The sequence below is a fragment of the Mycolicibacterium chlorophenolicum genome, from assembly GCF_001044235.1.
Taxonomy (GTDB): domain Bacteria; phylum Actinomycetota; class Actinomycetes; order Mycobacteriales; family Mycobacteriaceae; genus Mycobacterium; species Mycobacterium chlorophenolicum.
In genome coordinates this window covers 43,502-61,048 of sequence record NZ_JYNL01000042.1, presented here as the reverse complement: position 1 = coordinate 61,048, position 17,547 = coordinate 43,502, and the positions used below count along the sequence as shown (strand labels likewise).

Below are 17,547 nucleotides of genomic sequence, written 5' to 3'. Positions count from 1 at the left end.
CGACCACGCCCCACCCTCGACCTCGACACCCCAGCCCAACGCATGGCTGCCCTCATTAACCAAGCGGCCTAACCGTTGTCATGACCACTTGACTTTGAGGCCGGGGGAGCAACCAGGAATACTATTCCGCGGCAAACCGGGTCAGGGGTGGGAGTAGCCGGGCGGGTTGGCCGACTCGACCCAGAAGTCCACGCCGAGATCCGAGCCCGGCACGCAGTCGTACACCGACAGGTCCGTGACGCCGGATTCCAGCAGCACGTCCTCACATAGCAGCGTGTGGCCCGTGTAACTCGACGGTTTGGTCAGGATCGCGTACGCCGCATCGGAATACACCTCGGGCTTGCGGGACCGCTTCATCGACTCCTCGCCGCCGAGCAGGTTCTGCACTGCTGCCGTGGCCACCATCGTGCGCGGCCACAGCGTGTTCGAGGCGATGCCGGCCTCCTTCATCTCCTCGGCAATACCCAACGCGCACAAGGTCATTCCGAACTTCGCCATCATGTACGGCGTCGGTTTGAGCCACTTGGGCTCCAGCAGCACCGGCGGTGACAGCGTCAGGATGTGCGGGTTCTCCCGGCCCTTCATGTGCGGGATGCAGGCCTGCGACACCGCATAGGTGCCGCGCACCTGGATGCCGTTCATCAAGTCGAAGCGCTTGAGCGGCACGTCCTCGATCGACCCGAGGTTGATCGCCGAGGCGTTGTTGACGCACATGTCGATGCCGCCGAACTGCTCGACCGCCGCCGCGACCGCCGCCGCCACCGAGTCCCCGTCGCGCACGTCGCCGACGATCGGCAACGCCTGGCCGCCGACCTCCTCGATCTCCTTGGCCGCGGTGTAGATGGTGCCCGGCAGCTTCGGATGCGGCTCAGCGGTCTTGGCGACCAGCGCGATGTTGGCGCCGTCGGCGGCGACCTTCTTGGCGATCGCCAGGCCGATTCCACGGCTGGCTCCGGAGATGAACATCGTTTTTCCCGCGAGTGACATGGACCAGAGCTTAGGCGGCGGTGATCTCCGCGGTGACGGCGTTGGTCAGTCGCACCAGATCGCGCGGGTCCAGCGCGACGTCGAGGCCCCGCTTGCCGGCGCTGCACAGCACCCGGTCCCACTGCAGCGCCGAGGAGTCCACCACCGTCGGCAGGGGCTTGCGCTGACCGAGGGGGGAGATGCCGCCCACGACGTACCCGGTCGAGCGTTGCGCGGCGGCCGGATCGGCCATCGTCGCCTTGGCCACCCCCAGCGCCGCCGCAGCCGCCTTCAGCGACAGCTTCGACGGCACCGGCAGGACCGCCACCCCCAGCCCGGTCGGCAGCGCCACGACCAGCGTCTTGAAGATCTGCGCGGCCACGAGGCCGTCACCGCCGTCCCGCAACAGCTCCTCGACCGCCTCGTCGCCGAACGCCTCGGTGCGGGGATCGTGCCGGTAGGCCAGCACCTCGTGCGGGGCGCCGGCCGCCACCAGAGCCGCGATCGCCGGCGTCGCTGCGCGTGCCACCGGCACAGAGTACGGGCGCGCCGGGGTGGGAACACGACCGGCGCCGACGCTGTTGGACGAGACAGCTGTGATGGTGTTTCGGGCAGCAAGCGTTCGTCGTCGGTCTCGACCTCTAGGATCAACGGAAGGGGATAGATGGTGCCAGCGTTGGCCGTGGAGGCCCCGTTGCGTCCGGTGATCATGCCGGACCTTCTCGGTGGTACCGCAAGAGAAGGGACGGTGTTCCCCAGGATGACCGACACCGACGGGTTGGCCGCAGAGGCGACCCTCGATCCAGACCAGAACCCGGCGCGCGAGGAAACCGACGCCGAGTTGACCGCGCGGTTCGAGCGCGACGCCATTCCGATGCTCGATCAGCTCTACGGCGGTGCGCTCCGCATGACGCGCAATCCCGCAGACGCCGAAGACCTGCTGCAGGAAACCATGGTGAAGGCCTACGCAGGATTCCGGTCCTTCCGCGAAGGCACCAACCTCAAGGCGTGGCTGTACCGCATCCTGACCAACACCTACATCAACAGCTACCGCAAGAAGCAGCGCCAGCCCGCGGAGTATCCGACCGAGGAGATCACCGACTGGCAGCTCGCGGCCAACGCCGAGCACACCTCGACGGGGCTGCGTTCGGCCGAGGTCGAGGCGCTGGAGCTGCTGCCCGACAGTGAGATCAAGGAAGCCCTGCAGGCCCTGCCCGAAGACTTTCGGATGGCGGTCTACTACGCCGACGTCGAAGGCTTCCCGTACAAGGAGATCGCCGAGATCATGGACACGCCGATTGGGACGGTGATGTCGCGGCTGCACCGCGGCAGGCGCCAACTGCGCGAGTTGCTGGCCGATGTGGCCCGCGACCGCGGTTTCATCCGGGGCCAGCAGTCCGACGCACCGGAGGAGGTCACCTCATGAGCGGCACGCCGAACAGCCCCGACGAGGAACGCTGGAGCCCGCCCGTCGGGCCGATCGACCCCGAGCACCCCGAGTGCGCCGCGGTGATCGCCGAGGTGTGGACGCTGCTCGACGGTGAGTGCACCGTGGAGACGCGTGACAAGCTGCGCCATCATCTCGAGGAGTGCCCGACGTGCCTGCGCCATTACGGCGTGGAGGAGCGGGTCAAGAATCTGATCGCCACCAAGTGCAGCGGCGAACGAGCCCCGGAGGGCCTGCGTGAGCGCCTGCGCATTCAGATCAGCCGCACCACGATCATCCGCGGCGGCTGACGCCGCAACGAAAAACCGCCCGGCTTCGCGAGAAGTCAGGGCGGTTTGTCGTTGAAGCAGGGGTCAGCGCACTGACTTCGAACCGCAGTTGGGTCGCTTGCCGTGGTTGGCCTTGCTGTGCTTCCGATCGCGCTTCTTGCGGCCACGCTTGGCCATGATCCACCTCCGAATTACTCAACTGATTGCCGCCATTGTCTCACGGACCGGTTGATGCTCTGTCCACAGCGTCGTGTGGTTCGATAGACGCCTACAACGTCGGTGAATGAGTGGGGTGAAGATGGCCGAGGACGTTCGCGCGGAAATCGTGGCCAGTGTGCTCGAGGTCGTGGTCAGCGAGGGCGATCAGATCGGTGAAGGCGACACCCTGGTGCTGCTCGAATCGATGAAGATGGAGATCCCGGTGCTCGCCGAGGTCGCCGGAACCGTGAGCAAGGTCAGTGTCGCGGTCGGTGACGTCATCCAGGCCGGCGATCTCATCGCGGTCATCAGTTAGCCCCCAGTAGGTCATGTCCACACTCGGTGACCTGCTCGCCGAGCACACCGTCCTGCCCGGCAACGCCGTCGACCACCTGCATGCCGTGGTGGGGGAATGGCAGCTGCTGGCCGACCTGTCGTTCGCCGACTTCCTGATGTGGGTGCGCCGCGACGACGGCCAGGTGGTTTGCGTGGCGCAGGTCCGGCCGAACACGGCGCCGACGGTGCTGCTCGCCGACGCGGTGGGCACCGTCGCGCACTCCGCCGAGGTGCCGATCATCGCCGCGGCGTTCGACTCCGGCGACATCGGGCGCGCGACGATCGAGGGCAGCGACGCCGGACCCGGGCTCAACGTGGAGGCCGTCCCGGTGCGCTACGGCACCGACGTCGTCGCGGTCCTCACCCATCAGACGTCCCTGGCCCCGCGCCAGGCGAGCCCGCTGGAGGCCGCCTACGTGGACTGCGCGGCCGATCTGCTGCTGATGCTGTCGGAGGGCACGTTCCCCAACGTCGGGGATCTCGCGATGTCGCGGTCGAGTCCGCGGGTGGGTGACGGATTCATCCGGCTCGACGAGGCCGGGGTGGTCACCTTCGCCAGCCCGAACGCCATCTCCGCATATCACCGGATGGGACTGACGGCCGAACTCGAGGGCCACAACCTGGTCACCGTCACCCGGCCGCTGATCTCCGACCCCTTCGAGGCGCAGGAGCTCGCCAACCACGTCCGCGACTCGCTGGCCGGCGGATCGAGCATGCGGATGGAGGTCGACGCCGGCGGGGCCGCGGTGCTGCTGCGCACCCTGCCGCTGGCCGTGCACGGCCAGGCCGTGGGCGCCGCGGTGCTCATCCGTGACGTCACCGAGGTCAAACGCCGCGACCGGGCGCTGCTGTCCAAGGACGCGACGATCCGGGAGATCCACCACCGGGTGAAGAACAACCTGCAGACCGTCGCCGCTCTGCTGAGATTGCAGGCGCGCCGGACCACCAACGCCGAGGGCCGCGAGGCGCTCATCGAATCCGTGCGCCGGGTGTCGTCGATCGCGCTGGTGCACGACGCCCTGTCGATGTCGGTGGACGAGGAGGTCAACCTCGACGAGGTGATCGACCGGATCCTGCCGATCATGAACGACGTCGCGACCGTCGATTCCCCGATCAGGATCAACCGGCGGGGGGAGCTGGGCGTCCTCGACGCCGATCGCGCGACCGCGCTGATCATGGTGATCACCGAACTGGTGCAGAACGCCATCGAGCACGCCTTCGACGCCTCGACCGCGGCCGGCTGCGTGACCATCAGGTCCGAGCGGTCGGCCCGGTGGCTCGACGTGGTGGTCCACGACGACGGGCGGGGACTGCCCGACGGATTCAGCCTGGAGAAGTCCGACCGCCTCGGTCTGCAGATCGTGCGAACCCTCGTGTCGGCCGAACTCGACGGATCGTTGGGAATGCACGATGTGCCGACCGGCGGCACCGATGTGGTGCTGCGGGTGCCGATCGGCCGACGTGGCAGAACGAGCCAATTCTGACCAATCGCTGTGCCTCGCCCTCGAATTCGAGCGTTCGCAATCGGGACAGTTTTTCTGTAATTCAGTTCACACAGTTACGGCCCCGACATTTCGTCGGGGCCGTCACCAGTTGATGCGGAACGCGATCAGACTCCGGAGCGCGCCTTGGTCCGCGCGTTGCGGCGCTTGAGGGCGCGACGCTCGTCCTCGCTCATGCCGCCCCACACGCCCGCGTCCTGTCCGGACTCCAAAGCCCAGCTCAGGCACTCCGCAGTCACCGGGCAGCGATTGCAGACGAGCTTCGCGTCAGCGATCTGGGCAAGGGCCGGGCCGCTGTTCCCCACCGGGAAGAACAGTTCCGGATCCTCGTCGCGACAGACCGCCTTGTGGCGCCAATCCATGAGTCCTACTCCTTTTCGTGTGCGCAGCGAAGCGCACGAGCTTTACTTCGGCTGTTAACGCAAGCGCTCCAAATGTTTCAGCGCTGTTGCATCCGATGCTTTCACAGGCTGAACAGATGTCAATAGCAGTTCGTTAACACGTGGGCTATCTCACTACGTCGGACCGTTACCGATCCCTCTATCCGGTTGTACTACACTCAACCCATCTGCGCCCATATCTGGGAGTGTGACGTCACAATTTCCGGATTGCGGTGCAGGTCAGAGGTGTTCTGGCCGAGATTTCGGGGGCGGGGCCACCACACCGAGAGCGTCCGGCACCGCGACGAACTCCATCTTTTCGCGCGGGCCGATGAAATCGCCGTCGATCTGGCATGCCACCGGCCGGTCACTGGTCACCGTCAGCCACGGAAGGTCGTCGTCGCGCACCAGATGCCGGGCTTTCAGCCGCGGATTTCGTGACAGCATCTGCCGAACCAGGCCCAGATTGGCCCACACGTTCATGCTCGTGGTCGCGAACACCCCGAGGCCGGTCTCGAAGGTGGTGTCCGGGTTCGTCCACACCGGGCGGGCGTTGGCGTAGGTCCACGGACTCGAGTTCGACACGAACGCGAAGTGCACGCCGGTGACCGGGTCCCGGTCGGGCAGGTGCAGCGTCAGCGTCGGTTCCGCCCGGGCGCTGGCCAGCACCTCACGGATCGCGACCCGGATGTAGCGCGAGGCGGTGACCTTGCGTCCCTTGGCGCGTTGCTCCTCGACCGCGGCGACGACGTCGCCGTCCACGCCCATGCCCGCGGTGAACACCGCCCAGCGCTCCTTGCAGTCCATCAACCCGATGCGCCGCCACGTGCGGGTGCGCCGGAACTCCGAGAGCAGATCGACGAGCTGGTTGGTGGCCTCGAGTGGGTCCGGGCTGATCCCGAGCGCGCGGGCGAACACGTTGGCCGACCCGCCGGGGACCACACCGACGGCGGGGCCGGCGTTCGACGGTCCGAGCTCCCCGAGGACGCCGTTGACGACCTCGTTCACCGTGCCGTCGCCGCCGTGCACGATCAGCACGTCGACTCCGCGGCGGGCCGCGTCACCGGCGATCTCGATCGCGTGGCCACGATGGTCGGTGTGCACGACGGTCAGCCGGGTCCGGCTCTCCAGGGCGTGGGCCAGCAGGTCGCGGCCCGCCGGCGTCGTCGACGTCGCATTCGGGTTCACGATCAGCACGGCACGCACGAGGGGTGAGCCTATCCGGATTCGTCGACCGCGATCTGCCGCAGCACGCTGATCACGTTGCCGATCAGCGGGTTGTCGGCCTCGGACACCCCGGGGCCCGCCGAACGCGTCGCGGCGAGCAGGTCGACGCCCAGGGTGGTCGGCAGCAGCGGGAGGTAGCGGACGCCCGCGATGTCCAGCGCGGCGCTCGGAGCCGGCACGATCGCCACACCGAGACCGGCGGCGACGAGCGTCACCAGCGTCGAGGTCTCCGTCACCTCATGACGCACGGTCGGGGCGAAGCCCGCGTCGGCGCAGGCGGCCGCGAGGATGCTGCTCATCACCGATCGGCCGTTGCCGGCGTGCGCGACGAACGCCTCCTGCCGCAGGTCGGCCACCGTCAGCGTGTCTCGCACCGCCAGCGGGTGGTCGGCGGGCAGCACGGCCAGCAGAGGGTCGCGGCGGATCGTCTCGACGTCGATGCCGGGGTGGTCGACCGGCGGCCGCAACAGCGCCACGTCGATGGCGCCGCTGTGCAGCGCGGTCAATTGGGCCGGCGCCAGCATTTCGCCGCGGACGCTGACCTCGACGCGGGGCAGGGTCTCGCGCAATGCGCGAACCAGCTGCGGCAGCAGCGAGTAGGTCGCCGAGCCGACGCAGCCGATGGTCAGCCGGCCCTCCTGCCCGGCGTGGATCCGCCGCGCCTGCTCGGCGGCGTCGTCCACCTCGTCGAGGACCGCGATCGCGCGCCGCAGATACACCCGGCCCGCGGCGGTGAGCTCGACCGAGCGGGTGGTGCGGATGAGCAGGTCGACGCCGAGCTCGTGTTCGAGGTGACGGATCTGCTGTGACAGCGGCGGCTGCGCGATGTGCAGGCGTTGCGCGGCACGGCCGAAGTGCAGCTCCTCGGCGACCGCGCGGAAATAGCGGAGGTGACGCAACTCCATGACCAAGACTCTAGAGCTCTCAATCGCCGATGTTTAGGTATTTCTCTTTACCGAGTCGCGGACCTAGCGTGGAACGCATGGAGATCGTCATCTGCAGCCCCCTCCGCACCCCGGTGGCGCGGATGGGCGGCGCACTCGCGTCGTTGAGCGCCGCCGACCTGGCCACCGCCGTCCTGCGGGAACTGACGGCCCGGACCGGTCTCGGCGACGGAGACGTCGACGACGTCATCCTCGGCCAGGGCTACGCGAGCGGGGAGGCGCCGGCGATCGGCCGCATCGCCGCCCTCGACGCCGGGCTCGGTACCGGCGTGCCGGGCCTGCAGATCGACCGGCGCTGCGGTTCGGGCCTGCAGGCCGTGCTGTACGCAGCCGGTCAGGTGGCCACCGGCGCGGCGCGCGTGGTGGTCGCCGGCGGCGCCGAATCGATGTCCACCGTCGAGCACTACGCCCTCGGGTTGCGCACCGGTGTGCGCCAGGGCGGCATCGCGCTGCTCGACCGCCTCGATCGGGCCCGCGAAACCGCTGGCGGCGCAACACATCCCGTCGCCGGCGGGATGATCGAGACCGCCGAGAACCTGCGCCGCGAGTACGGCATCGACCGCGCCGACCAGGACGCTCTCGCGCTGCGCAGCCACCAGCGCGCCGTGGCCGCGCACGACGCCGGACGCTTCGCCGACGAACTCGTGCCCGTCACCGTGCCGGGGCGCCGCGGCCGGCCCGACGTCGTCGTCGACCGCGACGAGCACCCGCGAGCCGACCTCGATCTGGAGGCGCTGGCCGCGCTGCGGCCGATCCGGTCGAAGGTCGACCCCGAGGCCACCGTCACCGCGGGCAACGCCTCCGGGCAGAACGACGGTGCCGCCCTGTGCGTCGTCACGACGCAGGCCGAGGCCGAAAAGCGCTCTCTCACTCCACTGTTGGCGCTGCGGTCATGGGCGGTCACGGGTTGTGGCCCCGAGGTGATGGGCATCGGCCCGGTGAGCGCGACCGCCGCGGCGCTCGACCGGGCCGACCTGACGCTCGACGACATCGACCTGATCGAGCTGAACGAGGCGTTCGCCGCCCAGGTGCTCGCCGTGCTCGCCGAATGGAAGATCGACCCGCTCGACGACCGGGTCAACCCGTGCGGATCCGGGATCTCGCTCGGTCACCCGATCGGGGCGACCGGGGCGCGCATCCTCGCTACCGCCGCCTACGAGGCGCGCCGCCGTGACGCCCGCTACGTCCTCGAGACCATGTGCATCGGTGGCGGTCAGGGTCTGGCCGCGGTGTTCGAGAGTATCCGATGACCCTGATGAGCACTGTCGACGTGCATGCGGTGGTCTCCGGCGCCGGACCGGCGGTGGTGCTGTCCAACTCGCTGGGTTCCACCCACCGGATGTGGGACGCGCAGGTCGCCGAACTGGAGCAGCGATTCACCGTGGTGCGCTACGACACCCGCGGCCACGGCGCCTCACCGGTCCCGGACGGGCCGTACACGATCGACGATCTGGCCGACGACCTCATCGCGCTGCTCGACCGGCTCGACCTCGAGCGGGCCCACCTCGTCGGGCTGTCGCTGGGCGGGATGACGGTCATGCGGGTCGCCGCGCGAAACCCCGAGCGGGTCAACCGGATCGCGCTGCTGTGCACCGGTGCGCAGCTGCCGCCGGCCAGTGCCTGGACCGAACGCGCCGCCACCGTGCGCGCCCACGGCACGGGGGCGGTCGCGGCCGCCGTCGTGGACCGCTGGTTCACCGACGGCTACGACGGAGACCGCGGCTCCTGGCAGCAGATGGTCGCGGCCACCCCGGCCGAGGGATACGCGGCCTGCTGTGAGGTCATCGCCGAACTCGATCTGCGGCAACAACTCTCCTCGATCACCGCCCCGACGCTGGCCATCGCGGGAGCCGACGACCCGGCCACCCCGCCGGCCAAGCTGGCCGAGATCGCCGAGGCCGTGCCCGAATCGCGTCTGCTCGTCGTCGACGCCGCCGCCCACCTGGCCAACGCCGAACAACCCGGGGTGATCACCCCCGCCCTCATCGAACATCTGGAGCAGTCATGACCGTGAACAAAGTGGTCGGTTCCGCCGCCGATGCCGTCGCCGACATCCCCGACGGGGCCAGCCTGGCCGTCGGCGGTTTCGGCCTCGCCGGCATCCCGTGGTTCCTCATCGAGGCGCTGCTGGAGCAGGGCGCCGGCGACCTGACCATCGTGAGCAACAACTGCGGCGTCGACGGCGGCGGGCTGGGCCTGCTGCTCGAAGCGCGCCGGATCAGCCGCGTCATCGCCTCGTACGTCGGCGAGAACAAGGAGTTCGCGCGCCAGTACCTGGCCGGCGAACTCACCGTGGAACTGACCCCGCAGGGCACGCTCGCCGAGCGGTTGCGCGCCGGCGGCAGCGGCATCGGCGCGTTCTTCACCCCGACCGGCGTCGGCACCATGGTCGCCGAGGGTGGGCTGCCCTGGCGCTACCACAGCGACGGGACCGTCGCGCTGGCGTCGCCGCCCAAAGAGGTCCGCGTCTTCAACGGCCGCGAGATGCTGCTCGAGGAGTCGATCGTCACCGACTACGCGCTCATCCGCGCCGCCGTCGCCGACACGGCGGGCAACTGCGTGTTCCACGCGGCCGCACGCAATTTCAACCCGCCGGCCGCGATGTCCGGCCGCATCACCGTGGTGGAGGCCGAACGTGTCGTCGAGGTCGGCGAACTGCATCCCGACGAGATCCACCTGCCGGGCATCTTCGTCCAGCGGGTGCACGAACTGACCCCGGAACAGGCCACCCGCAAGGAAATCGAGAAGTTGACCACCCGGCCGCGGCCGGAACCGCAGGAGGTTGTGCGATGAGCTGGACCCGCAACGAGATGGCGGCCCGGGCGGCCCTCGAACTGAACGACGGCGACTACGTCAACCTCGGCATCGGGCTGCCCACCCTGATCCCCGACTACCTGCCCGCCGGATCCACGGTCACCCTGCACGCCGAGAACGGCATCCTCGGTGTGGGCCCGTTCCCCTACGAGGACGAGGTCGACCCGGATCTGGTCAACGCCGGCAAGCAGACGGTGTCGGTGGTCGCCGGGGCCTCGTACTTCGACTCGGCGACCAGCTTCGCGATGATCCGCGGCGGACACGTCGACGTCGCCGTGCTGGGGGGCATGCAGGTCGCGGCCAACGGCGACCTGGCCAACTGGATGGTCCCCGGCGCGATGGTCAAGGGTATGGGCGGTGCGATGGATCTGGTCAGCGGGGCCGAACGGGTGATCGTGCTCATGGACCACACCGCGAAATCCGGTGCCGCCAAACTCGTTTCGGACTGCACCTTGCCGCTGACCGGTAAGGCGGTGGTCAGCCGGGTGATCACCGACCTCGGGGTGTTCGACGTCGCCGGTGACGGGTTCACCGTCGTCGAGCTCGCGCCCGGCGTCGCCTACGCGGATGTGGTGGCCAAGACCGCGGCGCCGCTGAGCGGTGTGCCCGCCGCGGTGTGAGCTACTCCTCGTCGAGCACGCGCGAGGCGATGCGGAACGCGGTGTTGGCGTCGGGCACTCCGCAGTAGATCGCGCACTGCAGCAGCACCTCCTTGATCTCCTCGACCGTCAGGCCGTTGCGCCGCGCGGCTCGCACGTGCATCGCGAGCTCTTCGTGGTGGCCCCGGGCGATCAGCGCGGTGAGCGTGATCAGCGACCGCGATTTGCGGTCCAGGCCGGGCCGTGTCCAGATCTCACCCCACGCATACCGGGTGATGAGGTCCTGGAACTCCTCGGTGAACGCGGTGGTGCCGGCAACGGCCCGGTCGACATGCGCGTCGCCGAGAACCTCACGGCGAACGGCCATTCCGTCGTCGCGGATGCTCATCAGATCTCCTTCAGATAGGCGGTGGCACGGCGCAGCGCGGCGTCGACGAGCTGATCGGCGGCACCGGAATAGGTGGCCGCGGGCTGACGGTCCGCCAACTGGGCCATCGCCCGCTGTTCGGCGTCGATGCCCTCGGCCGCATGAAGATTGGAGCGGGCGCGGGCGGCGTCGAAGCGGAGCCCGGTCAGCAGATCGGTGGCCTGCGAGGCGGCGACGACCGTGGTGCGGACCAGCGTGCGCAGCGCCGCCCACTCGGCGTGCCAGCCGCCGTCGGAGCGCTCGTCGACCGACGCCGCGGACGCGGAGTGCAGCGTCGCTCCGAGTGCGGGCGCGGTCAGGGCGGCGCGGCGCAGCAGCACCGTCAGCACCGGGTTGCTCTTGTGCGGCATGGTCGAGGATCCGCCGCCGGAACTCTCGGTGAGTTCACCGGCCCGGACACCGGCCGCGACGTCGTTGGCGATGTGTCCCCACGCGTCGCAGCAGGTGACCAGCGCGTCACCCGCGCGCGTCAGGCGGGCACGCGAGGTGTGCCACGGAAGAGCCTCGGCCAGAGACAGTTTGACGGCCAGCGCGGCCGACATCGCCAGCGCGGCGTCGGCCGAACCCGTCAGCTCCGTCGCGGCAGCCAGCGTGCCCGCCGCGCCGCCGGCCTGCACCGAGGGAGCGGGCACGCAGTCCAGCGTGTCGGCGGCGTCGAGCACCGCGCCCAGCCACACCGCGAACTTGAGTCCGGCGCTGCCCGGCAGCGCCGGCTGGGTCAGCGTGCGGGTGAGTAGCGGCTCGTACCGGTGGGCCGCCACCATGCCGGCGAGGGCCCTAACCTGTGCGCTCAGCTGTGTGCCGAGCGTGCCCAGCGCGTCACGCAGGCACAGCATCAGCGCCGTGTCGAGCACGTCCTGACTGGTCAGGCCGCGATGCAGCCACCGGGCGGTGCCGCCGTCGGTCCGCGACCGCAGCAGGGCGACGAGGCCCGTGACGGGGTTGCCGTCCTTCTCCGCGCCCGCGGCGATCGTCGTCGCATCGGTGTGATCGACGAGCGCGGTCACGTCGGCAGCTGCCGAGGCGGGAGCCACGGCTTGCTCGACAAGCACGGCCAGCCAGGCGTTCTCGACTTCGACCAGCGCGGCGAGGAACGCCTCGTCGCTCATCACCGCGCCTGCGCGGTGATCACCCGGCCAGAACAGGTCGGCCACGGTCAGTGTCCCGGGTAGCGCAGGAAGACCGTCTCGTCGGGACCTTGCAGGGAGATGTCGAAACGCAGCCCGGTCGCATCGCGTTCGGCGATCAGCGTGCGTCGACGGTCGGCCGGCAGCGACGCCAACAGCGGATCGGTGGCCGTCGCAGGCCCGGGAACGTAGGCGCGGGTGAACAACCGGTTGAGCAGGCCCCGGCCGAACACGGTCACGAGGAAGAACGCCGCCCGGTCCGGTGTGGTGGCGCCGGGTTCGACCGTCGAGAAGCTGAAATGACCGGCGTCGTCGGTCGAGGCCCGGCCCCAGCCGGTGAACGTCCAGCCGTCCCGGTGCAGCGACCCCGCCTGTCGGGGGACGGAGCCGTCGGCGCTCGCCTGCCAGATCTCCAGCAGCGCGTCGGGCACCGGCTTGCCGTCACCGTCGGTCACGTTGCCGTGGAAGCGGATCGCGCCGGGTGTCTGCGGCGGCACGAGTTCCGAGTCGCGCTCGAACGGCAGCGCGTAGCCGTAGAAGGGTCCGATGGTCTGGCCGGGGGTCGGGGTCAACAGAGTGCTCATTTCGCCTCCTCCTCGAACACGGTGCGCTGCGCTCCGGTCAGCACGATGTCCCAGCGATACCCGGTGCACCACTCGTGCGTGGAGACTTCGTGATCGTAGGCGGCGACCAGCCGATCGCGGGCCTTCTGGTCGGTGATGGATTGGTAGATCGGGTCCAGCGTGAACAGCGGATCGCCCGGGAAGTACATCTGGGTGATCATCCGCTGGGTGAAATCCGTTCCGAACAGCGAGAAGTGGATGTGGGCGGGGCGCCAGGCGTTGCGGTGGTTCTTCCACGGGTAGGGCCCGGGTTTGATGGTGGTGAACGCGTAGGTGCCGTCGTCGTCGGTCAGGCAGCGGCCCACGCCGGTGAAGTTCGGGTCGAGCGGAGCGGCGTGCTGATCGCGCTTGTGCACATACCGTCCCGCCGCGTTGGCCTGCCAGATCTCGACCAGTTGGCGGCGCACCGGCCGGCCCTCGCCGTCGACGATCCGTCCGGTGACGATGATCCGCTCGCCGATCGGCGCCCCGTGGTGCTGGATCGTCAGATCGGATTCCAGCCGGTGCACGTCGCTGTCACCGAAGACCGGTGACCACAACTCGATGCCCTCCGGGTCCGCGTGCTGCAGGTCCTTCGTCGAGTGGCGCAGAAGGCTGCTGCGGTAGGGCGCGTAGTCCAGCCGCGGCTGGGTCTCCTCGACGCCGGACCGCAGGTAGGCCGACTCGATCGCCGCCATCTCGGCGTTGATCTCCGCCTGGCTCGCCGACGCGCTGTCCGGGTCGGTGCCGATGATTGCTGTCATGGCGCTCACCGTATGCCGGACTGCGCGGACTGCGGAAGGCTAAGCTTCCGCTGAGCGGAAGGATGTGGGCGATGGCCGGAAACGCGGCGACACCGGGCGTCAGCGTCACCCAGCGTTTGCTGGCTGTTGTCGCGGCTTTCGACGACCGCCATCGGGCGCTGACGCTCACCGACCTCGCGCGCCGAGCCGGTCTCGCCGTGCCCACCGTGCACCGCCTGGTCGGCGAGTTGGTCGGTGGCGGTGCGCTGGAACGCCGCGACGACGGCCGCTACGTCGTCGGCCGGCTGCTGTGGCAGGCCGGGCTCCTGGCGCCGGTGCAGGGCCGGTTGACCGAGGTGGCCGAGCCGTTCGTCAGCGACGTGTATGCGGCGACGCTGGCCACCGTCCACCTGGCGGTGCGCGACGGCGACCAGGTGCTCTACCTGCATCGGCTGGCCGGGCGGGCGTCGGTGCCGATCGTCTCGACGGTGGGCAGCAGGCTGCCGATGCACTGCACCGGGGTCGGGAAGGTGTTGCTGGCCCACGCGCCGCAGGAGGTGCGCGAGAGTGTGCTGGCGAGTTTGCGGAGAGTGACACCGCGGACGATCACGTCACGCCGCGTGCTCGAGGATCAGCTGGAGCGGGTCCGGCGCGAGGGCGTCGCGATGACCGCGGAGGAGATGTCGCTGGGCGCCTGTTCGCTGGCGGTGCCGGTCGTCCAGTCCTCGGACGACACCGTGGCGGCCGCGCTCGGGGTGGTGGTGCCCACCCTCAAGCGTGACCGTCAGCGGTTGATCGGTGCGCTGCAGGTCGCCGCCCGCGGCATCGGCCGCCTCCTGTAATCGCCGAAACTGTATTCCGCGCGGGCTCTCGGTGCTCGAACGCGCGCGGAATACAGTTTCGGCGGAAAGGTCAGTGAGCGACCAGGGTCCGGGTCGACTCGGCGTCGCTGCGGCCGAGCTGGTCCGTCGGGACGTTCTTGGTCTCGCGGGCCGTGAGCGCGGCACCGGCCGAGATCAGGCAGACCACCGCGGTGAAGAGGCTGATGACCACCCAGCCGCCTTCGCGGACGCCGCCGAGTGCGGTGACGATCGACGGGGCGAACCCGGCGAGCAGGAAGCCGATCTGCGTGCCGATCGCCATGCCCGAGAACCGGACCTGGGTGGAGAACATCTCGCCGTAGAACGACGGCCAGACCGCATTGGCCGCGGCGTAGCCGAACGAGAACGTCGCGACGGCCAGCGCGAAGGTGAGCAGGTGATTGTCCTGGCTCATCGACAGCATGTAGAAGGGCATCAGCGCGGCCGAGGAGAGTGCGCCGTAGATGAACACCGGCTTGCGTCCGATCCGGTCGGCGAGCTTGCCGAAGAGCGGCTGGGTGAACAGCGCGCCCACGTTGGCGGCGACGACGAGCCACAGCGTCAGATCGGCGTCGAGGCCCACCTTCTTGCCGTAGGCGAGGGCGAGATTGGCGAACACCGTGGACACCGCGGCGATGAACGCACACAGGATGACGCGCACCACGTCGCGCCAGTGGTGGCGCAGCAGCGGCACCAGCGGCATCCGGGCGATCGTGCCGGCGTTCTTGGCCTCGGTGAACTGCGGGGTCTCGTGCAGCTGGCGGCGGATGAAGTACGCGACCACGACGACCGCGGCCGACAGCCAGAACGGAACCCGCCATCCCCAGCTGTATTTCGCCTCGTCGGGCAGGGCCATGAACGGGATCATCACCAGCGACGCGAGGATCAGGCCGCCCTGGGTGCCGGTCAACGTCCACGACGTGTAGAAGGCCCGTTGATCGTCGGGGGAGTGTTCGAGGGTCAGCGAGCTGGCCCCGGCCTGTTCGCCGGCGGCCGAAAGACCCTGCAGCAGACGGCAGATCACCAGCAGCACGGGCGCGGCCCAGCCGATGGTGTCGAAGGTGGGCAGGCAGCCGATCAGGAACGTCGACAGACCCATGAGCACCAGGGTGAACATCAGGACGCGCTGCCGGCCGATGCGGTCGCCGAAGTGGCCCAGGATGACCGCGCCGACGGGCCGCGCGATGTAGGCGAAGCCGAACGTGGCGAAGGACATCACCAGCGACGCTTCGTCGTCGGAGGGGAAGAACACGTGCGGGAAGATCAGCGCCGCCGCGGAGCCGAACAGGAAGAAGTCGTAGTACTCGACGGCGCTGCCCATGAAGCTCGCGAGCGCGGCTCGGCGCGGTGTCTTCTCGGGGAGGATCCCCGGGTCGTGGGTGGTGGTCATCGGTGACTCCTTAAGGCGAATTGTGCCGGACGAAGGGACATTTCAGGGCTGATCTGGTCATTCGGCGACCAGCGAGCGGAAGTGCTTGGACATCCGCTCGGCGTCTGGGGTGATTCCGGTGATGAGGGCGAAGGCGTCGGTGGCCTGGTGGACCGCCATGTGGCCGCCGTCGAGCGTGCGGCACCCCACGGCGCGCGCGGCCTGCAGCAGCGCCGTGTTCAGCGGGCGGTACACGATGTCGGCCACCCACAGCCGCGGGTGCAGCAGCTCGGCGGAGAAGGCCATGCCCGGGTGGGCGGCCATACCGGTCGGGGTCGCGTGGACCACGCCGTCACTGACCGGCAGCAGTCCGGGCAGATCGTCGAAGGCCGACGCGGCCACCCGGGCCTGCGGGTGGCGCCCGGCGAGGTCGGCGCTGAGCCGCGCGGCGCGCGCGACGTCGAGGTCGACGAGGTGCAGATTCCGGCAGCCGAGGCGCAGCAGCGCATCGGCCACCGCGGTGCCGGCCCCGCCCGCACCGACGAGCACGACGGTGTCGACCGTCGCGCCGGGCAGTCCTTCGGTGAAGCCGTGGGCGAAGCCGGTGACGTCGGTGTTGTGGCCGCGGGTCCGGCCGTCGTCGCCGAACACCACGGTGTTGACCGCGCCGAGGGCGGCCGCGGCCGGGTCGATCTCGTCGAGGTGCTCGACCACCAGCTGCTTGCAGGGGTGGGTGATGTTCAGCGCGTCGAACCCGAGCGCCCTGGCCCACGACAGCACCTCGCCGATTCGTGTGGGGGAGATGGCCAGCTCGTCGAGGTCGATCGTGCGGTACACGTAGTCGAGTCCCTGGGCGCGGGCCTCGGTCATGTGCAGCGCCGGCGAGAGTGACGGGCCGACGCCGGTGCCGACGAGTCCGACGAGGTGGGGACGCGGGTTCATGCGGGCCTCTCCGTAATGTACTAACTGGTACGTACAGAGAAGTAGAGCACTGTGGTGCGCATCGCGTCAAGAGTGGATTGTGACCGGGCGCATAGCCCGCGGGCGAACGGGCCTGGTCAGCCGACCGGGGCGGTCAGCCACCCGACGATGACGTCGCCGATCATCCGGCGCAGGTGGGCGCGCTGCGAGATGTCGGTCAGGTCGACGTCGAAGAGATAGCCGAAGGTGTAGCGGTTGGCCACCTGGAACACGCAGTACGAACTGATCACCAGGTGGACGTCCAGCGCCGTGACGTCGGATCGGAAGACGCCGGCCTCCCGCCCGTCGCGCAGGATGTCGTCGAGCAGCGACGTCGCCGGTTGGGACAGTTCGGGCAGGTCACGCAACTGGCGGATGAACTCCCCGCGGTGGATGTTCTCGATGGACACCAGGCGGATGAACGCGTCGTGGGCGATGTGATGGTCGAAGGTGACCTCGGCCAGTCGCCGGATCGCCTCCACCGGATTGGTGTGGTCGACCGTGAGCTTCTGTTCCGCCTCCCGGATGCCGCGGTAGGCGTCCTCCAGAACGGCCAGGTAGAGCTGCTCTTTGCCGCCGAAGTAGTAGTAGATCATCCGTTTGGTGGTGCGGGTGCGCTCGGCGATCTCGTCGACCCGGGCGCCCGAATAGCCCGATTCGGCGAACACCTCGGTCGCCACGGCCAGCAGCTCGGCGCGGGTGCGCTCGGCGTCGCGCTGCAGTTCGGCTTTCGGCTTGGCGGCCACGATGGCTGAGCTTACTGTTCGCGTCCCGATC

General features: G+C 69.3%; 22 protein-coding genes. 9 read left to right on the top strand and 13 right to left on the bottom strand.

Annotated elements, in window-relative coordinates:
- Positions 1-141 precede the first annotated feature (141 nt).
- Together MCHLDSM_RS18240 and MCHLDSM_RS18235 are read right to left on the bottom strand one after the other, a co-directional pair.
- On the bottom strand, positions 142-987 hold the full coding sequence (locus MCHLDSM_RS18240) for an SDR family oxidoreductase (protein WP_048471384.1): 846 nt from the start codon (positions 985-987) through the stop codon (positions 142-144).
- A gap of 10 nt (positions 988-997) precedes the next feature.
- Positions 998-1,495 carry a YbaK/EbsC family protein gene (locus MCHLDSM_RS18235; protein ID WP_048471396.1) on the bottom strand — a complete coding sequence of 166 codons (498 nt, stop codon included), beginning with the start codon at positions 1,493-1,495 and terminating at the stop codon, positions 998-1,000.
- A 231-nt stretch (positions 1,496-1,726) separates the two neighbouring features.
- Between MCHLDSM_RS18235 and MCHLDSM_RS18230 the strand changes: the two genes are divergently transcribed.
- Positions 1,727-2,392, top strand: coding sequence for a sigma-70 family RNA polymerase sigma factor (locus MCHLDSM_RS18230; protein ID WP_048471383.1), 666 nt, complete (start codon positions 1,727-1,729; stop codon positions 2,390-2,392).
- On the top strand, positions 2,389-2,703 hold the full coding sequence (gene rsrA / locus MCHLDSM_RS18225; protein WP_048471382.1) for a mycothiol system anti-sigma-R factor: 315 nt from the start codon (positions 2,389-2,391) through the stop codon (positions 2,701-2,703). Before MCHLDSM_RS18230 ends, rsrA begins: the two co-directional genes overlap by 4 nt.
- Before the next feature lie 63 nt (positions 2,704-2,766).
- Here the strand turns inward: rsrA and MCHLDSM_RS40485 are convergent, their stop codons facing one another.
- Positions 2,767-2,859 (bottom strand): 50S ribosomal protein bL37, encoded by a 93-nt coding sequence (locus MCHLDSM_RS40485; protein ID WP_104863173.1) that lies wholly within the window; start codon positions 2,857-2,859, stop codon positions 2,767-2,769.
- Positions 2,860-2,980: 121 nt separating this feature from the next.
- On the opposite strand from MCHLDSM_RS40485, the gene MCHLDSM_RS18220 reads away from it, so the two are divergent.
- Both MCHLDSM_RS18220 and MCHLDSM_RS18215 read left to right on the top strand, forming a co-directional pair.
- On the top strand, positions 2,981-3,196 hold the full coding sequence (locus MCHLDSM_RS18220) for a biotin/lipoyl-binding carrier protein (protein ID WP_048471395.1): 216 nt from the start codon (positions 2,981-2,983) through the stop codon (positions 3,194-3,196).
- A gap of 13 nt (positions 3,197-3,209) precedes the next feature.
- The gene (locus MCHLDSM_RS18215) at positions 3,210-4,700 is read left to right on the top strand and encodes a two-component system sensor histidine kinase PdtaS (protein WP_048471381.1); all 1,491 of its coding nucleotides are present in this window, start codon (positions 3,210-3,212) and stop codon (positions 4,698-4,700) included.
- Positions 4,701-4,825: 125 nt separating this feature from the next.
- Here the strand turns inward: MCHLDSM_RS18215 and whiB1 are convergent, their stop codons facing one another.
- From whiB1 to MCHLDSM_RS18200, 3 genes are all read right to left on the bottom strand, one after another.
- Positions 4,826-5,080 carry a transcriptional regulator WhiB1 gene (gene whiB1 / locus MCHLDSM_RS18210; protein ID WP_043406682.1) on the bottom strand — a complete coding sequence of 85 codons (255 nt, stop codon included), beginning with the start codon at positions 5,078-5,080 and terminating at the stop codon, positions 4,826-4,828.
- 258 nt (positions 5,081-5,338) lie between these two features.
- Positions 5,339-6,304, bottom strand: a complete 966-nt coding sequence (locus MCHLDSM_RS18205) for a diacylglycerol/lipid kinase family protein (protein ID WP_048471380.1) — start codon at positions 6,302-6,304, stop codon at positions 5,339-5,341.
- An 11-nt stretch (positions 6,305-6,315) separates the two neighbouring features.
- A complete protein-coding gene (locus MCHLDSM_RS18200) occupies positions 6,316-7,230 on the bottom strand; it encodes a LysR substrate-binding domain-containing protein (RefSeq protein WP_048471379.1) in 915 nt (304 codons plus the stop codon).
- 77 nt (positions 7,231-7,307) lie between these two features.
- Between MCHLDSM_RS18200 and MCHLDSM_RS18195 the strand changes: the two genes are divergently transcribed.
- Genes MCHLDSM_RS18195 through MCHLDSM_RS18180 form a run of 4 tightly spaced genes read left to right on the top strand, consistent with a single transcriptional unit; the run spans position 7,308 to position 10,703 of the window.
- Positions 7,308-8,519 (top strand): acetyl-CoA C-acetyltransferase, encoded by a 1,212-nt coding sequence (locus MCHLDSM_RS18195; RefSeq protein WP_048471394.1) that lies wholly within the window; start codon positions 7,308-7,310, stop codon positions 8,517-8,519.
- 5 nt (positions 8,520-8,524) lie between these two features.
- A complete protein-coding gene (gene pcaD, locus MCHLDSM_RS18190; RefSeq protein ID WP_048471378.1) occupies positions 8,525-9,277 on the top strand; it encodes a 3-oxoadipate enol-lactonase in 753 nt (250 codons plus the stop codon).
- Entirely contained in the window at positions 9,274-10,062 is a 789-nt protein-coding gene (locus MCHLDSM_RS18185; RefSeq protein ID WP_048471377.1) for a CoA transferase subunit A, read from the top strand. Before pcaD ends, MCHLDSM_RS18185 begins: the two co-directional genes overlap by 4 nt.
- Entirely contained in the window at positions 10,059-10,703 is a 645-nt protein-coding gene (locus MCHLDSM_RS18180) for a CoA transferase subunit B (RefSeq protein WP_048471376.1), read from the top strand. The genes MCHLDSM_RS18185 and MCHLDSM_RS18180 overlap by 4 nt, the downstream gene beginning before the upstream one ends.
- 1 nt (position 10,704) lies before the next feature.
- Here MCHLDSM_RS18180 and pcaC read toward each other — a convergent pair whose 3' ends face one another.
- The 4 genes from pcaC to pcaH are packed head-to-tail and all read right to left on the bottom strand — an operon-like array spanning position 10,705 to position 13,602.
- The gene (gene pcaC / locus MCHLDSM_RS18175; protein ID WP_048471375.1) at positions 10,705-11,070 is read right to left on the bottom strand and encodes a 4-carboxymuconolactone decarboxylase; all 366 of its coding nucleotides are present in this window, start codon (positions 11,068-11,070) and stop codon (positions 10,705-10,707) included.
- Positions 11,070-12,263 (bottom strand): lyase family protein, encoded by a 1,194-nt coding sequence (locus tag MCHLDSM_RS18170; RefSeq protein WP_048471374.1) that lies wholly within the window; start codon positions 12,261-12,263, stop codon positions 11,070-11,072. The genes pcaC and MCHLDSM_RS18170 overlap by 1 nt, the downstream gene beginning before the upstream one ends.
- Positions 12,264-12,265: 2 nt before the next feature.
- Positions 12,266-12,820 carry a protocatechuate 3,4-dioxygenase subunit alpha gene (gene pcaG, locus MCHLDSM_RS18165; protein ID WP_048471373.1) on the bottom strand — a complete coding sequence of 185 codons (555 nt, stop codon included), beginning with the start codon at positions 12,818-12,820 and terminating at the stop codon, positions 12,266-12,268.
- Positions 12,817-13,602 carry a protocatechuate 3,4-dioxygenase subunit beta gene (pcaH, locus tag MCHLDSM_RS18160; RefSeq protein WP_048471372.1) on the bottom strand — a complete coding sequence of 262 codons (786 nt, stop codon included), beginning with the start codon at positions 13,600-13,602 and terminating at the stop codon, positions 12,817-12,819. Before pcaH ends, pcaG begins: the two co-directional genes overlap by 4 nt.
- Positions 13,603-13,673: 71 nt before the next feature.
- On the opposite strand from pcaH, the gene MCHLDSM_RS18155 reads away from it, so the two are divergent.
- Positions 13,674-14,423 carry an IclR family transcriptional regulator gene (locus tag MCHLDSM_RS18155; RefSeq protein ID WP_048471393.1) on the top strand — a complete coding sequence of 250 codons (750 nt, stop codon included), beginning with the start codon at positions 13,674-13,676 and terminating at the stop codon, positions 14,421-14,423.
- A 70-nt stretch (positions 14,424-14,493) separates the two neighbouring features.
- Here the strand turns inward: MCHLDSM_RS18155 and MCHLDSM_RS18150 are convergent, their stop codons facing one another.
- The 3 genes from MCHLDSM_RS18150 to MCHLDSM_RS18140 form a co-directional block, all read right to left on the bottom strand.
- Positions 14,494-15,831, bottom strand: coding sequence for an MFS transporter (locus MCHLDSM_RS18150; protein WP_048471371.1), 1,338 nt, complete (start codon positions 15,829-15,831; stop codon positions 14,494-14,496).
- Between the two features lie 57 nt (positions 15,832-15,888).
- Entirely contained in the window at positions 15,889-16,752 is an 864-nt protein-coding gene (locus tag MCHLDSM_RS18145; RefSeq protein WP_048471370.1) for a shikimate dehydrogenase, read from the bottom strand.
- A 116-nt stretch (positions 16,753-16,868) separates the two neighbouring features.
- Positions 16,869-17,516: a TetR/AcrR family transcriptional regulator gene (locus MCHLDSM_RS18140; RefSeq protein WP_048471369.1), complete on the bottom strand. Its 648-nt coding sequence runs from the start codon at positions 17,514-17,516 to the stop codon at positions 16,869-16,871.
- Positions 17,517-17,547 lie beyond the last annotated feature (31 nt).

What these genes read in the sequence shown, in the direction of transcription:
- MCHLDSM_RS18240 (WP_048471384.1), bottom strand. Translation starts at nt 987, where the DNA reads ATGTCACTCGCGGGAAAAACGATGTTCATCTCCGGAGCCAGCCGTGGA.
- MCHLDSM_RS18230 (WP_048471383.1), top strand. Translation starts at nt 1,727, where the DNA reads ATGACCGACACCGACGGGTTGGCCGCAGAGGCGACCCTCGATCCAGAC.
- rsrA (WP_048471382.1), top strand. Translation starts at nt 2,389, where the DNA reads ATGAGCGGCACGCCGAACAGCCCCGACGAGGAACGCTGGAGCCCGCCC.
- MCHLDSM_RS40485 (WP_104863173.1), bottom strand. Translation starts at nt 2,859, where the DNA reads ATGGCCAAGCGTGGCCGCAAGAAGCGCGATCGGAAGCACAGCAAGGCC.
- MCHLDSM_RS18220 (WP_048471395.1), top strand. Translation starts at nt 2,981, where the DNA reads ATGGCCGAGGACGTTCGCGCGGAAATCGTGGCCAGTGTGCTCGAGGTC.
- MCHLDSM_RS18215 (WP_048471381.1), top strand. Translation starts at nt 3,210, where the DNA reads ATGTCCACACTCGGTGACCTGCTCGCCGAGCACACCGTCCTGCCCGGC.
- whiB1 (WP_043406682.1), bottom strand. Translation starts at nt 5,080, where the DNA reads ATGGATTGGCGCCACAAGGCGGTCTGTCGCGACGAGGATCCGGAACTG.
- MCHLDSM_RS18200 (WP_048471379.1), bottom strand. Translation starts at nt 7,230, where the DNA reads ATGGAGTTGCGTCACCTCCGCTATTTCCGCGCGGTCGCCGAGGAGCTG.
- MCHLDSM_RS18195 (WP_048471394.1), top strand. Translation starts at nt 7,308, where the DNA reads ATGGAGATCGTCATCTGCAGCCCCCTCCGCACCCCGGTGGCGCGGATG.
- pcaD (WP_048471378.1), top strand. Translation starts at nt 8,525, where the DNA reads ATGAGCACTGTCGACGTGCATGCGGTGGTCTCCGGCGCCGGACCGGCG.
- MCHLDSM_RS18185 (WP_048471377.1), top strand. Translation starts at nt 9,274, where the DNA reads ATGACCGTGAACAAAGTGGTCGGTTCCGCCGCCGATGCCGTCGCCGAC.
- MCHLDSM_RS18180 (WP_048471376.1), top strand. Translation starts at nt 10,059, where the DNA reads ATGAGCTGGACCCGCAACGAGATGGCGGCCCGGGCGGCCCTCGAACTG.
- pcaC (WP_048471375.1), bottom strand. Translation starts at nt 11,070, where the DNA reads ATGAGCATCCGCGACGACGGAATGGCCGTTCGCCGTGAGGTTCTCGGC.
- pcaG (WP_048471373.1), bottom strand. Translation starts at nt 12,820, where the DNA reads ATGAGCACTCTGTTGACCCCGACCCCCGGCCAGACCATCGGACCCTTC.
- pcaH (WP_048471372.1), bottom strand. Translation starts at nt 13,602, where the DNA reads ATGACAGCAATCATCGGCACCGACCCGGACAGCGCGTCGGCGAGCCAG.
- MCHLDSM_RS18155 (WP_048471393.1), top strand. Translation starts at nt 13,674, where the DNA reads ATGGCCGGAAACGCGGCGACACCGGGCGTCAGCGTCACCCAGCGTTTG.
- MCHLDSM_RS18150 (WP_048471371.1), bottom strand. Translation starts at nt 15,831, where the DNA reads ATGACCACCACCCACGACCCGGGGATCCTCCCCGAGAAGACACCGCGC.
- MCHLDSM_RS18145 (WP_048471370.1), bottom strand. Translation starts at nt 16,752, where the DNA reads ATGAACCCGCGTCCCCACCTCGTCGGACTCGTCGGCACCGGCGTCGGC.